Source organism: Peribacillus sp. NPDC058075, assembly GCF_042885195.1.
Classification (GTDB): Bacteria; Bacillota; Bacilli; order Bacillales; family DSM-1321; genus Peribacillus.
In genome coordinates this window covers 3,321,481-3,334,304 of record NZ_JBHVSL010000001.1, presented here as the reverse complement: position 1 = coordinate 3,334,304, position 12,824 = coordinate 3,321,481, and the positions used below count along the sequence as shown (strand labels likewise).

The following is a 12,824-nucleotide window of genomic DNA, read 5'->3' as shown; positions in this document are numbered from 1 at the left end:
AAAAGGGGAAACCTCAATGGAAACTTTAATAATGGATATGATTGAAGCGTTTAAATCTTTATCTTATTTCGGTGTTTTGCTAGCTTTGACATTTGAATTCATTCCTGCTGAAATAGTCTTGCCACTGGCAGGATACTGGGTTTATCAAGGTGATATGAATTTATACTTGACTATCCTTGCGGGTTCGCTTGGTGGGGTAACGGGACCATTGACGCTTTATGCCTTAGGCAAGTATGGAGGGAGACCGCTTGTATTAAAGTTCGGAAAATACTTTTTGATCAAAGATGAGCAATTGAACAAAGCTGACCGCTTCTTTGAAAGGTATGGTGGGGGAATTGCCTTCTTTGGACGTTTTGTACCAGGTATTCGTACCGCCGTGTCGCTGCCGTGCGGAATATTGAAAATGAACATTTGGAGATTCATATTATATACCTATATGGCGATGCTTCCTGTTACAAGCGTTTATGTTTATTTAGGGTTTAAGTTAGGACCTAGATGGGAGCAGGCGGGAGCCATCTTTTCACAATATGCGAATTTCTTGCTTATCCCCATTGCACTTATAGTTATTTGGTTCATTATGAAGACTCGAAAACAAAAGCAAAGAGAAAAAATAAAAGTCAATCCATAACAAAGAAGGCGCCATGATCAGGCGCCTTTTTGATTTAGTTATTATTAGCAGCATCCACCAAAGCCGCCGCCACCGAATCCCCAACTGCATCCGATGATGACCAACAAGATGAATAATACGATCAGCAATGCAAATCCGTTATCGAAACCGCCGCCACAACATTCGTTACCATTTCCACCCATTTGATTTCCTCCTCATACATATTATGAATTACATACCTAGCAAAACATCTTTACCGGGAATACTTCATACTATGTATTCTAGGCCGAAGTGTTTGCTTATTCATAAAAAATGGGCGTGGGCAAATCGAGGGAATAAGCCCGAATATTTTTTTGATTTCATTATAAATGTTATAATATACCATGTGTAATGTGGGGGAAGGGAGCTGAACTTAGTCATGAAAGTTGCCATTATAACGGATGTGCATGGTAATGCTTCAGCGTTAAAAGCCGTTCTTAGGGATATTGATCAAAGGGAAGATGTAGATCGTCTCTATTGTTTGGGAGATATGGTCGGGATTGGCCCGGATACTAATGAAGTCCTTGAACTTTTATTTTCAAGAAATGATGTATCGATGATAACTGGAAATCATGATGAAGCTGTCCTGGCCATCGTTAACGGGGAGCCGCATCCGGACGGTCATATTCATGTTAAGGAGCATCATGAATGGATAGCTGAAAGGATGCATTGGAAATTCATAAATGAATTGGGAAAATTGCCTCGAACCATACATCATATCATTAATGATCACTCCATTTACTTCACCCATTATCACATGGAATCGAAGAAATTGGATGAGCACATAAGCCAAAATCCATTTAGTAAAATCGTTGAACCGAATTTAAGTAACTTAGAAACGCTTTTCAAAGATCAGCATCACGATTTAATCGGATTTGGACATCATCATCCTATCCACCTTTTTAAAAATGACCGAACAATATTCCTGAACCCTGGTTCTCTTGGCTGTAATGGTGAACCAGTTGCTCCTTATGCGATTGTTGCGATTGAAAATACCGGTATTCAGGTAAAGCTTGAAAAAGTCGCCTATGATAATACATCTTTCCTGTCATCGTATCAAAGCTTACAAGTCCCAGAGCATGAATTCATTATACGTGCCTTCCATGGCGGCCAGCAGTACTAGGACGTTTGAAAAAGATGAAGTATGGGGAAATGTTTAGCATAAAGGGACATGCCTGAGGATACGATAATAGGCAAACTCAACAAAGCTGGAGGTAGGTCATGAAGGAAAAGGGACAGGTAGTAAATCAAGAGCAGGAAGAGATGGAGCGGCACAGTTTTGTCTGTAATGATGAATTGTTTAATAAGGATCTGTACGCCATTGTCGATGATACGATGCAAGAGGAAGGATAAACGGGAAAAACGCTGCAGGTAATGTCTGTAGCGTTTATTTTTACTTTGAAATGACCTATTTTCGTAAAAGATCACGTCCTCCTGATTCCAACACTCTTTTTACAGCCTGGTGAATCCGGAAGTGAATCATTTGAAACCATTCTGGATTTATCCCATACTATATATAAGTTTCAAATCCGAGAGGAGGGATGGCATGGGACATCATCATGGTCACTCCCATGATCATGGGCACGGACACCACCACCATTCTAATAATAAAAAAGCCTTGTTGGCATCTTTCTTATTAATTTCCACATTCATGATCATCGAGGTCATTGGCGGATTCTTGACAAATAGTCTGGCTTTACTGTCGGATGCAGGTCACATGCTTAGCGATGCTGCAGCTTTAGGACTTAGTTATACAGCGATAAGGTTTGGAGAAAGGAAAGCGACACCGTCCAAATCGTTTGGATATAAACGGTTTGAAATCATTGCTGCTTGTTTGAATGGATTGACCTTGATCGTCATATCCGTATTCATTTTCGTAGAGGCAATTAAGAGGTTCCTGGATCCCCCTGAGGTGCAAAGCTTGGGAATGCTAATGATTTCAATCATCGGCTTACTTGTTAATATCATTGCGGCCTGGATTTTAATGAGCGGGGATAAGGAAGACAATCTGAATGTACGGAGTGCTTTTTTACATGTTATTGGTGATATGCTTGGATCTGTGGGTGCCATAGCGGCCGCACTTTTGATTTATTTTTTCGATTGGGGAATTGCAGATCCGATTGCGAGCGTCATAGTCGCGATTTTAATCATTATCAGCGGTTTTAGGGTAGTGAGGGATTCTTTCCATATCTTGATGGAGGGCACACCAGACCAAGTCGATATGGATGAAGTGAAAGCATCCTTGATGGAATTGGATGGTGTATCGGATGTCCATGATCTCCATATCTGGACGATCACCTCTGGATTTTTGACAATGAGCTGCCATGTTGTCATAAATGAGAGCAGTGATCACGATTCAGTTTTAGCAGAAGCGCAAAAACTGCTTCATGATCAGTTTGGAATTGAACATAGCACGATCCAAGTGGAAAGACAGGAAGCGGGCTGTCCGAATCCACACGAGACATGTAATTGAAAAGGGCTGGCTCAGTTAGAGCCAGCCTCTTAAGAATGTATAAGGAGATCATATTTTTTTCTGGATGATTATTACGAACATGCAGAAGCATTCCTGTTAAAATGAATCGTGGTCACTTACACAAGGTTACTATGTGAAAACATCTGTTAATTTTACTGCGAACATAATCCTGACACATAAAAATAGTAAGATTGAGGAAAAATGCTTGGCCTTTTTAATAGTTAGCATATATAAAATGATTCCACTATAATTCAGGAAGGAGGAATCCGTATGAAGAAAATTCTTGTAGTAGAAGATGAAATCGCCATATCGATGGTATTGAAAGCATATTTGGAGCGGGAAGGTTTTGATGTAGTCCAAGTTTACGATGGGCTAAAGGCCATTCCGGTGTTTGAAGAAATGAAGCCAGACCTTGTCCTGCTTGATGTCATGCTGCCTGGTAAGGAAGGCTGGGATATACTGAAGGAAATCCGGGAGGACGATACATGTCCGGTTATCATGTTGACCGCACTGACTGATGTCGATTACAGATTATCGGGATTTAAGTCAGGTGCGGATGATTACATCTCCAAACCCTTCGTTGCCGAAGAAGTGGTGGCCCGGGTGCATGCCGTTTTAAGAAGATCATCATCGGCTGTTACGGAAGATGGTCATGTACATCAATTTGGGAGTTTAACCATCGATGGTCTGTCTTACATGGTGCATTTGAATGGGGAAGAGATAAACTTGACGCCGCGTGATTTGTCGCTGCTTGTTTTTTTCGCTAAGTACCCTAATCAAATTTTCACGAGAGAACAGCTGCTTGACCAAGTGTGGGGCATAGATTATGACGGCAGTGACCGTGCGGTGGACCTGGCGATCAAACGAATCAGGAAAGCGATAGATACATGGCCTGTAACTGAGGGGGAAATAAAAACATTGCGTGGATTGGGGTATCAATTGAGTGTCTATGAAAACTAAAAAAAGAACCACTTTACAACGCTATTGGACCAAGAGGTACGTATTGACCTTGATTTCAGGTTTGATATTATTGTCTGTTTTTTCCTTATGGTGGATGGAAAAAACGGCTTTGGAATATAGGCTCAGCCTTCTTAAATACTTAGCTGATGAAACATCCGATCGTGCGATTAAGGAAAATGGCCAGATTGTCGTTGGCCCGATCCTTTCGGAAATTGTTGAGGAAAGGGAGAAAATACTCCACCTGAACCAACAGCCAATCATCTACATCGTCGATCCCGATGCCACCATCATATATACGATGCCACAATTGTATATCGATCCGGATGAAAATAAACTCCCGGACGTCATCATGAAAAATAAGGCGTTAGTCCAGAAGGTCAAGATTTCCGACAACAAAGTATATGTCGTTAAATCCCCCATTACGTTTAACGATGAGACGAGAGGCTGGGTGGTCATTGCCCAGGAAGAAGGGGCATTGAAGGAAATCAACCAAGATCATGGCTTGTTGGCGATCATGATTGGAGGACTTCTGATTCTCGGAACGGGAGTCATTTATTTTCTTTCCAGGCAGATTTCGCGACCCATCCAAGACGTGGCTAACGCCGCTGTCCAGGTTCGTGAAGGTAACTATGATATCCATTTCAAAGAGGAAGAGGAAATCAAGGAAGAAGAAATTTATGAACTGATAGAATCATTTAAGGAAATGACCAATCGATTGAAGGTCATGGAGAAGTTGCGGGCGGAATTGCTTGCAGGCGTAACCCATGATTTGAAAACGCCAGTCACTTCCATTAGCGGACTGATACAAGCGGTTAAGGATGATGTCGTTAAGGGAGAGCAAAGTAAGGAATTCCTCGATATTTCCTTAAAGGAAACTCAGCGTTTACAAGGTATGATAGAGGATTTACTCAATTATAATGCCATATCGGCAGGCGCTTTTAAAATCCGGGTGCAAAAAGAGAATATCAATATATTCATCAAGGAAATTGCCTATCGCTGGCAGGTGACCCAGGATGATGATCAAGCTTTCGCTTTTGAGATAAAAGTTCCTGATGAACCGGTCTTTGGTCAAATTGATTCATTGCGGATGCAGCAAATCGTCATTAATCTTTTGAATAATGCCAGACATGCACTTGATGGCAAAGGGAGAATAGAGATTCACCTTTATGAAAAGGATGATGAACGGATCTGCATTGATGTACTGGACAGCGGGCGGGGGATTCCGAAACATGAACAGCAATTTGTGTTCGAACCATTTTATCGAGGTGAAAACAAAAAGCTGAAGGTACGTGGGTTAGGTTTGGGACTGCCATTCAGTAAGATGCTCGCAAAAGCGCAGAAGGGAGATCTTGTGCTTAAGGATAGCGATGAACATGGCACCACCTTCACGATTGTCATAGAGAAAGCGGATAAGATATAAAAAAAGGGTTGTCCGATGTAATGGACAACCCTCTTATTATGCAGAATGTTAACTGATTAAGCCAATTGGCTGATTGCACGCCATAATTGTATATGACGGACCTTCCTTGGAAGGAAGCGTCCCATTTCTTCTTCATTGTATCCTGCATGCAAGTTCTTATGGTCGAAAATGATTGGCCGGCGAAGTAAATCCGGGTTATCTTGAATAAGTTTGCAAAGATCATTGAGTGGTGTATTATTTATATCGATATTCAGGCTTTTAAATTTTTTGGAACGGGTTGAGATGATTTCATCTGTCCCGCCTTCCGTTTTACGTAAAATCTCTTTTATTTCTTCTATAGAAAGAGGTTGGGAATATAGATTACGTTCATTAAAGGAAATTTCGTTCTTCTTAAGCCAAGCTTTTGCTTTACGACAGGCTAAACTGCTTGGGGTAGTATAAATGGTTACCATTAAAATCGACTCCTTCAAAGTTTTCAAGTTTATTGGAATGAAATTATTTTTATATTTGTGATACTCTTACTTTAACGTTCCTTTGTGTCAGCAAGATGTCAAGAAAAATAAACTTAAAAGTTATTTTAAAAAGAAAGGGAGAAGATGAAATGGAATCTGCCTTTAATGAAAAAGAAACGGTTTTGGTAATCATGCCGCAAAAGTACCCGCATAGGCCGTTATTTAACAGTGATGCGCGGATGGTATCATGACAGGGGATTTTTGGTCACCAGTCAGGCTATCGATACAAGTAGCGGGACTGTCGGGTATCCTTGTTTTCATTTTAGGAATTATCCTAGCGCGAATGATGGCTAAAAAGAAATTCAGGGGAAGAGTGCTGTTGGAAACAGCGTTTTTATTGCCGCTCGTTTTGCCGCCTTCCGTCGTGGGGTTTTTATTGATTGTGATTTTTGGCAAGAGTGGAATCCCGGGACAATTCATTGAAAGGGTTTTTGAACAGCCCCTGATGTTCACGTGGTGGGCGGCGGTCATTGCATCTACTGTGGTAGCGTTTCCGCTTATGTACCAATCCGCTAAAACAGGCTTTGAAGGTATAGATGAAGAAATTGAAAATGCAGCAAGGGTTGACGGGGCCGGCGAGTGGAGATTATTCCTGAATGTATCCCTTCCATTGGCAGTCAAATCCATCGTCACTGGTGCCATCTTGAGTTCTGCGCGTGCATTGGGGGAATTCGGGGCCACACTCATGTTTGCCGGAAACATTCCCGGACAGACACAAACCATACCGACCGCGATTTATATCGCCATGGACTCCGGGAATATGACATTAGCCTGGCTATGGGTTGCCGTAATCATTGTCATTTCATTCATTATGCTTTTTATCGTGACATACATAAAATGAATGCTGTTTCTCGAATATGCTTATGAAAAAGAGAGGTGCGGCTTCTACGTCCTCTTTATGGATGAATCCGTTTTTTTCATAAAGGTTCCGTGCAGGCAGGTTCATTTTACCGGTCGAAACGGATATCTTTTCCCAGTCGCCGTGTAATTGAAGAGCATGCAGCAGTGCATCCGCGATACCCTGCCGAAAATAATCAGGATGAACGGCCATCCGGCAAATCAGTATTAGACCATTTTCTTTTGTATAAGATATTGCACCCGCTAAGGCACCACCCTTTAAAAAGCATAGAAACGTTTCATGACAATGAATGAATTGTTCATATGTTTCCAATAATGGAGGGATATCGGCAAAGCCGATCATATCCGCTTCCACCTTATAGGATTCTTTCTGAAGTTTAAAAAGCTGCCGGCCATAATCGGAGTCCAGGTCCCGAATTGTCATGATCAATCAAATCACTCCCTTTCATTACATTATAATGGAAGTGAGGGATTATTGTTTCCAATCAGTCTATGTTATAATCGACAAACAATATGAACTAATGAAATGAGGAAGAAATTTGTTAACATTTGAAGAAAAATTGAACATCATTGAAACTTTTCCGGAATTACAGCGAAAAGACGTTTCATTGGGACGTGTGAACTTCCATTATCCAGATAGCGTCCAAGAGAAAAAAATCGTCGTTCAGCACTTGCATCCCAATGGAAATGGATTCGTTTACGCAGGGCATATGAGAAAAAAAGACACTGACCGTAAAGGGTTTATCAATATACGTGACTATAATGAAGCAGAATTGAAAGAAATTATCCAAAAAAGCGTGGATTACCTATCTGAACCTCCGGTAGAATTCGAAGAAGAGGAAAACGAGTTCGCCAGGTTGGAAGGGGCATGGATTGGCCCTGAAAAGCAAGAGCTTACACTTGAAAGGGAAGACCTGCTTTGGAATGTTTATTCAGGGTCGAATCTTGAAGAGTGTTTCGAGAGTCCGGTAGAGGCGGAGCGCTACTTATTGGACGAAGGCTTCCGACAAAGCAAGAAGAGGAATATGTAGAATTTTAGGATAATTTGTCGGTTGATTTACTGCGATAATCTTGTTTTTTTACGATTTTCCATGATATAATATGAGTAATTATTTTTGTTCGGAAAAGTTTGATAGAAGGATTTACTGTAATAGGATTCCTCTTGAAACATTATCCAGAACCAAAAATAGTAATAAAATGGATTTTTCCAAACACAGGAGGAACTATCATGGTACAAGGTAAAGTAAAATGGTTTAACGCAGAAAAAGGTTTCGGTTTCATCGAAGTTGAAGGCCAAGACGATGTATTCGTACATTTCTCAGCTATCCAAGGAGAAGGCTTCAAAACGCTTGAAGAAGGCCAAGAAGTTTCTTTCGAAATCGAGCAAGGCGCTCGTGGACCACAAGCAGCTAACGTTCAAAAATAATTGAACGCATATAAAAAAAAGACTCCGATTTTGGAGTCTTTTTATTTTTCCTTCATTTCGGCGATTTCCTTTAATGCCTTGTCCAATTTTTCTTCGATCCGTTTAGAACGATTAAAATGCCCTGACAGGAAAAACACGATGAATATAATGAATACTGCAAGCACTAGCATAAAAAGGATAGGAAGGAACTGGGTTATATTTTCAGTCATTGGATATTATCTCCTTTTTTCTTCCATTATACTTCATGCTTACGGCTGCTATGATAGAGGGAGTCAAGTTTTTTAAAAAAAGGGGATATACGAACATGCAAATCCCCTTTCATTCAGTTCTGGAATAGCGAGACGAACTTTTGAAGTCTGGGCAAGTCTGATTCTTGATACATCTGTTCTATCTTTAATGTCACCAATAACTGGCTCTTGGCAAATAACATGTCCCGGAAATGATCGACGGCCCCACAAAAATGATGATAGTTGGTTTCACCAGTGCCGAAGACTCCCGTTTTCAGATGAGCAATAGGCAACTGTTCCAGTTCTTTATAAAGGGCTGCTGATTTAGCGGGAAGCTCTCCATTGCCCCATGTATAGGTGCCGACGATCAATGCATCGTAATCCGGCAATGTACGTAAATCGAATTCATTCATCCGATAAAGGAAAGCTTCAGGTAAAAGGGAAGCGACGGCTTCAGCAAGCGCTTTTGTATTGCCGCCGGCAGAATGATAGACAATGGCAACTTTACAGCTCATCGAACCCATTACTGGCATTTACTTGACTGTATGTCCTTGACTTCTGTTCGAAGAAATCGGTTTTCGTAAGTCCGATGGATTCATCATCGAACGTTTTGATCCATGGCATCGGGTTCTCGCCATATTCTTTATACAAATTTTCAAGGCCTAGCATACGTAATCGTTTGTTGGCGATATATTCGATGTACTCATTGAATTCTTCCAAATCAAGATCGGCTTTGGTTTGGATATCTTCGAGCATATATTCAGACCATTCCTTTTCGAGTTCGACTGCTCTTTCAATCGTCGTATAGATGAACTTCGTGTTTTCTTCATTATTTAACTCAGGATATTCATACATCAAGATTTGAATGAGCATTCCAATGAAATCGAAATGGACCATTTCATCGCGATGAATATAGGATATCATCGTAGCGGAACCGGTCATTAGATTTTGGCGTCCTAAATTATAATAAAAGGCGAAAGCCAGATAGAAATAAATCCCCTCAAGGTTCGTTGAATGGATCAGTGCCTCGAATAAATGCTGTGGGCTGGGATCGTCCACGAACGTTTGATAAGCATCAACGATCGGTTGGTTACGCTTAATCACTTCAGGATGCTCTTTGATGCGGTCGAAAAGCTGTTTTTGCTTGCCTACCGGAATCAAGGAAGCAAGGATATAGGAATAAGATTCATTATGGATTGATTCCTGCTGGGCCATGTTGGCCAGGATAGCTTTTGCCGCCGGATCTTTGATGTACCGAAGGATTTCTACTAATGTTGGCGTTTGAAGACTGTCCATTCCAGCAATCATCGTAAGGATATCGAGAAAAGCATCCTGGATATCTTCGTCCAATTCGCCCCACTGCTTTTTATCCTGAATCATGTTCACGCTCGAAGGCTTCCAAAAGTTATTGATGAGCTGTGTATAGGTATCATAGAATTTTTCATACTGAATATCATTCCAAAGGAGGAAGCCTGAAGCTTCTCCTTTGAAAACACCGGTTGCCTTGGTTGGATGCGTCGGTTCGAGCATCCGGATTTTTTTGATATGATTGGTCATTCGTGAAAACTCCTTTAAGAATAGATTACTGAATCATCAATGTCGTTAACTTGAACAGCTTTCGCAGGCATTGTCATATTCGGAAGAAGTCGAACGAACATAATACGTTGATTTCAACCCGCTTTCCCATGCCGTTAAATGGATATCCAACAGGACCTTCGCTTTGATTGTATTGTGTACATACAAATTAAAGCTGATTGCTTGGTCAATATGGCGTTGTCGGGCTGCATTTTGCCTGATGCTTTCCAGTTGGTCCAAATTGAATCGCGTTTTTTTATAATATTCATACGTATTTGGCGTCAAGCCTGGTGCGGTCACCTTGAATTTGAAGTTTTTCTTTTCTTCGTAAAATTCAATTTCATACAAAGGGTCAATGCCATCCGTGGAATTACCGATTTTGGCTGTCGATGAATTGGGAGCAATCGCCATTAAATATCCATTACGGGTCCCGTGTTCCTGCACGTCTGCTTTTAAATCCATCCATTTTTGATCTGTATAGTCACGCAGATCGAAATAGTCCCCTGTATGCCAATCAGATCCTTCAAAATATGGGTACGATCCTTTTTCCTTGGCCAATTCGTTGGATGCCTTGATTGTTAAGTAAGCGATTTTTTCGTATAAAGCATCGGCATATTGAACAGCCTCATCGGATTCCCAATAAATATTCTGTGTGGCAAGTAAATGGTGCCATCCAAACGTTCCTAAACCAATTGCCCGGTAACGTTTATTCGAGATGGATGCTTGTTTGACAGGAAGATTATTCACATCAATGACATTGTCCAGCATACGGATCTGAATGGGAATCAATCTTTCCAAAACATCGCTGCCCACCGCTCGTGGCAGGTTAATGGATGAAAGGTTGCAGACAACGAAATCGCCGCTTTTACGAACCACAACAACATCTCCATCTTCTGTTTCATATTCATCCGTGATCGTCGAAGGGCTTAGGTTTTGGGCAATTTCCGTACAAAGGTTAGAACAATAAATCATACCTTTATGTTTATTGGGATTTTTCCGATTAACTTCATCGCGGTAGAACATATACGGTACGCCTTCTTCTAATTGAGAAATCATGATGCTTTTCATGATGTCCATCGCATTGATTTTTTCAAAGCTATAGTTTGGAAGCGTGCCATTTTCTGCGGCCTCGACAGCAAGTGCATAATGATTCCTGAAGCTTCCTTCGCCTTTCTTCTCGTCATAAAGATCTTCAAGTGAAAATCCGAGGGTTTGCTTAACGGTATGCGGATCGAAAAGATACCATTCTTTTCTGTCGCGTACAGCCTCCATGAATAAATCCGGTATGCATACGCCTGTAAAAATATCATGGGCTTTCAATCTGTCATCCCCGTTTTGTGTCTTTAAATCGAGGAAGCTCATGATATCTTTATGCCAGGCATCCAAGTAAATCGCGATGGCCCCTTTACGTTGACCCAATTGATCGACACTTACAGCTGTCTGGTTGAATAGTCGAATCCAGGGCGTCGTGCCGGAACTGTTTCCAGAGAAACCCCGGATATCGGAACCAAGCGAGCGAACCTTACCAACGTAAAGGCCGACACCGCCGCCGAATTTAGATACTTTTGCTGCATCGTAGTTTGATAGATAGATGCCGTCAATGGAATCTTCAATTGCGTCGATAAAGCAAGAGCTTAACTGTCCATGTGTTTTACCTGCATTGGAGAGTGTGGGAGTCGCAACGGTCATATAAAGGTTGGACATGGCCCAGTATGCTTCTTTTATAAGTTGCAGGCGGTGCTCCGTTTTTTCCATTCGCATGATTTCCATCGCGATGATCATGAAACGTTCTTGCGGCAGTTCGTAGACCTTGTCCTTTTTTGGGCGGGCCAGATAGCGGTCGTTCAATAAGTAGATGCCTATGTAAGAGAATAATTTATCTTTTTCCGGGTCGATCATCGAACCCAATTCCTCAATTTCCGCTTTTGTATAGGAAGATAGCAGTTCGGGTTTATAAATTGGATAACGCTGACCTTCCGAGAGATGGGAGAGTTCTGTGATCAGCTCATAGAACGGCCCATAACTCTTGCCTTCATAACCTCGATTGGCTTGTGCATCCCTATACATTGTATTCAACAGTTCTGCTGCAGCAACGAATGTCCAATCCGGAGCATCGATATCCACACCTTCAAGAGCGAGCTGAATCAGTTTTTTTGATGCCTGTTCTTCGGTTGAGTCACTTTTGCGATCCAGCCATTTTGTAAAACGCTTTTTGAACTTTTCCATATCGAGACGGCCTTCGAATTCCTTCGATAACATCTCAAGCTGGATGGATTTCGTTTCTGTGTCATTTTCACTTATGGTAGAGTTATATGTTTGAGTCATGAATAATCCTCCTTGTTAACTTCCGCTAAAATAAAAAAACCGCCCAAAGAATTGAGCGGATCAAACGATAGAATAAAGGAGCCATGAAAAAATAGCCGTTATACTATCGTTTCATCATCTCAATCCCCGAAGAATAAGAAACGTGAAAAATTCAAGGCAGGTCTCCTGACTCATGATCATCCTACTTTGAGTCCTTCCCGTATAGAGATCTATACAGTGGGTTTCTCATTTCGTCACATTTACAGTTGCGGGGACAGTTCCGGGTTTACACCGGATTCCCTTTTCAGCCATCACTGGCACCTTGGATTATAATAAATTCTATATATAGTTATTGGTGTTGTTTATGTAATCAATATCTAGTATTTCTGCTTATATTATCGTAAGCCATATACGATCATAATT

At 41.3% G+C, this 12,824-nt stretch carries 16 protein-coding genes and 1 riboswitch; of the genes, 9 read left to right on the top strand and 7 right to left on the bottom strand.

Features of this window, described 5'->3' with window-relative positions:
- Positions 1-16 precede the first annotated feature (16 nt).
- The gene (locus tag ACFVS1_RS16565; protein ID WP_387548849.1) at positions 17-628 is read left to right on the top strand and encodes a DedA family protein; all 612 of its coding nucleotides are present in this window, start codon (positions 17-19) and stop codon (positions 626-628) included.
- Between the two features lie 44 nt (positions 629-672).
- On the opposite strand, the gene ACFVS1_RS16560 is transcribed toward ACFVS1_RS16565, so the two are convergent.
- Positions 673-810 (bottom strand): YjcZ family sporulation protein, encoded by a 138-nt coding sequence (locus ACFVS1_RS16560; protein WP_352922256.1) that lies wholly within the window; start codon positions 808-810, stop codon positions 673-675.
- A gap of 215 nt (positions 811-1,025) precedes the next feature.
- Between ACFVS1_RS16560 and ACFVS1_RS16555 the strand changes: the two genes are divergently transcribed.
- The 5 genes from ACFVS1_RS16555 to ACFVS1_RS16535 all read left to right on the top strand — a co-directional run bounded on the left by ACFVS1_RS16555 (position 1,026) and on the right by ACFVS1_RS16535 (position 5,499).
- Complete coding sequence (locus ACFVS1_RS16555; protein ID WP_352922255.1) at positions 1,026-1,769, top strand: metallophosphoesterase family protein; 744 nt, start codon at positions 1,026-1,028, stop codon at positions 1,767-1,769.
- A 98-nt stretch (positions 1,770-1,867) separates the two neighbouring features.
- Positions 1,868-1,999: a hypothetical protein gene (locus tag ACFVS1_RS16550; RefSeq protein WP_352922252.1), complete on the top strand. Its 132-nt coding sequence runs from the start codon at positions 1,868-1,870 to the stop codon at positions 1,997-1,999.
- Positions 2,000-2,192: 193 nt separating this feature from the next.
- Complete coding sequence (locus tag ACFVS1_RS16545; RefSeq protein ID WP_352922250.1) at positions 2,193-3,119, top strand: cation diffusion facilitator family transporter; 927 nt, start codon at positions 2,193-2,195, stop codon at positions 3,117-3,119.
- Between the two features lie 270 nt (positions 3,120-3,389).
- Entirely contained in the window at positions 3,390-4,079 is a 690-nt protein-coding gene (locus ACFVS1_RS16540) for a response regulator transcription factor (RefSeq protein WP_387548846.1), read from the top strand.
- A complete protein-coding gene (locus tag ACFVS1_RS16535) occupies positions 4,069-5,499 on the top strand; it encodes a HAMP domain-containing sensor histidine kinase (protein WP_387549406.1) in 1,431 nt (476 codons plus the stop codon). Before ACFVS1_RS16540 ends, ACFVS1_RS16535 begins: the two co-directional genes overlap by 11 nt.
- 56 nt (positions 5,500-5,555) lie before the next feature.
- Here the strand turns inward: ACFVS1_RS16535 and spx are convergent, their stop codons facing one another.
- Positions 5,556-5,951 (bottom strand): transcriptional regulator Spx, encoded by a 396-nt coding sequence (gene spx, locus ACFVS1_RS16530; RefSeq protein WP_328129621.1) that lies wholly within the window; start codon positions 5,949-5,951, stop codon positions 5,556-5,558.
- A 247-nt stretch (positions 5,952-6,198) separates the two neighbouring features.
- Here spx and modB point away from each other — a divergent pair, with 247 nt between their 5' ends.
- Entirely contained in the window at positions 6,199-6,852 is a 654-nt protein-coding gene (gene modB / locus ACFVS1_RS16525; protein ID WP_352922244.1) for a molybdate ABC transporter permease subunit, read from the top strand.
- On the opposite strand, the gene ACFVS1_RS16520 is transcribed toward modB, so the two are convergent.
- Positions 6,814-7,293 carry a GNAT family N-acetyltransferase gene (locus tag ACFVS1_RS16520; protein ID WP_387549404.1) on the bottom strand — a complete coding sequence of 160 codons (480 nt, stop codon included), beginning with the start codon at positions 7,291-7,293 and terminating at the stop codon, positions 6,814-6,816. The genes modB and ACFVS1_RS16520 overlap by 39 nt on opposite strands.
- Positions 7,294-7,408: 115 nt before the next feature.
- Here ACFVS1_RS16520 and ACFVS1_RS16515 point away from each other — a divergent pair, with 115 nt between their 5' ends.
- Together ACFVS1_RS16515 and ACFVS1_RS16510 are read left to right on the top strand one after the other, a co-directional pair.
- Positions 7,409-7,900 carry a hypothetical protein gene (locus ACFVS1_RS16515; protein WP_387548843.1) on the top strand — a complete coding sequence of 164 codons (492 nt, stop codon included), beginning with the start codon at positions 7,409-7,411 and terminating at the stop codon, positions 7,898-7,900.
- Between the two features lie 197 nt (positions 7,901-8,097).
- The gene (locus tag ACFVS1_RS16510; protein ID WP_028393295.1) at positions 8,098-8,295 is read left to right on the top strand and encodes a cold-shock protein; all 198 of its coding nucleotides are present in this window, start codon (positions 8,098-8,100) and stop codon (positions 8,293-8,295) included.
- A gap of 41 nt (positions 8,296-8,336) precedes the next feature.
- Here the strand turns inward: ACFVS1_RS16510 and ACFVS1_RS16505 are convergent, their stop codons facing one another.
- From ACFVS1_RS16505 to ACFVS1_RS16490, 4 genes are all read right to left on the bottom strand, one after another.
- Positions 8,337-8,504 carry a hypothetical protein gene (locus ACFVS1_RS16505; RefSeq protein ID WP_352922241.1) on the bottom strand — a complete coding sequence of 56 codons (168 nt, stop codon included), beginning with the start codon at positions 8,502-8,504 and terminating at the stop codon, positions 8,337-8,339.
- Between the two features lie 113 nt (positions 8,505-8,617).
- A complete protein-coding gene (locus ACFVS1_RS16500; RefSeq protein ID WP_387548841.1) occupies positions 8,618-9,055 on the bottom strand; it encodes a flavodoxin domain-containing protein in 438 nt (145 codons plus the stop codon).
- Positions 9,027-10,079, bottom strand: a complete 1,053-nt coding sequence (locus ACFVS1_RS16495) for a ribonucleotide-diphosphate reductase subunit beta (RefSeq protein ID WP_352922237.1) — start codon at positions 10,077-10,079, stop codon at positions 9,027-9,029. Before ACFVS1_RS16495 ends, ACFVS1_RS16500 begins: the two co-directional genes overlap by 29 nt.
- A 45-nt stretch (positions 10,080-10,124) precedes the next feature.
- A complete protein-coding gene (locus ACFVS1_RS16490; protein WP_387548839.1) occupies positions 10,125-12,422 on the bottom strand; it encodes a ribonucleoside-diphosphate reductase subunit alpha in 2,298 nt (765 codons plus the stop codon).
- A gap of 138 nt (positions 12,423-12,560) precedes the next feature.
- Positions 12,561-12,741: riboswitch (cobalamin riboswitch) on the bottom strand.
- Positions 12,742-12,824 lie beyond the last annotated feature (83 nt).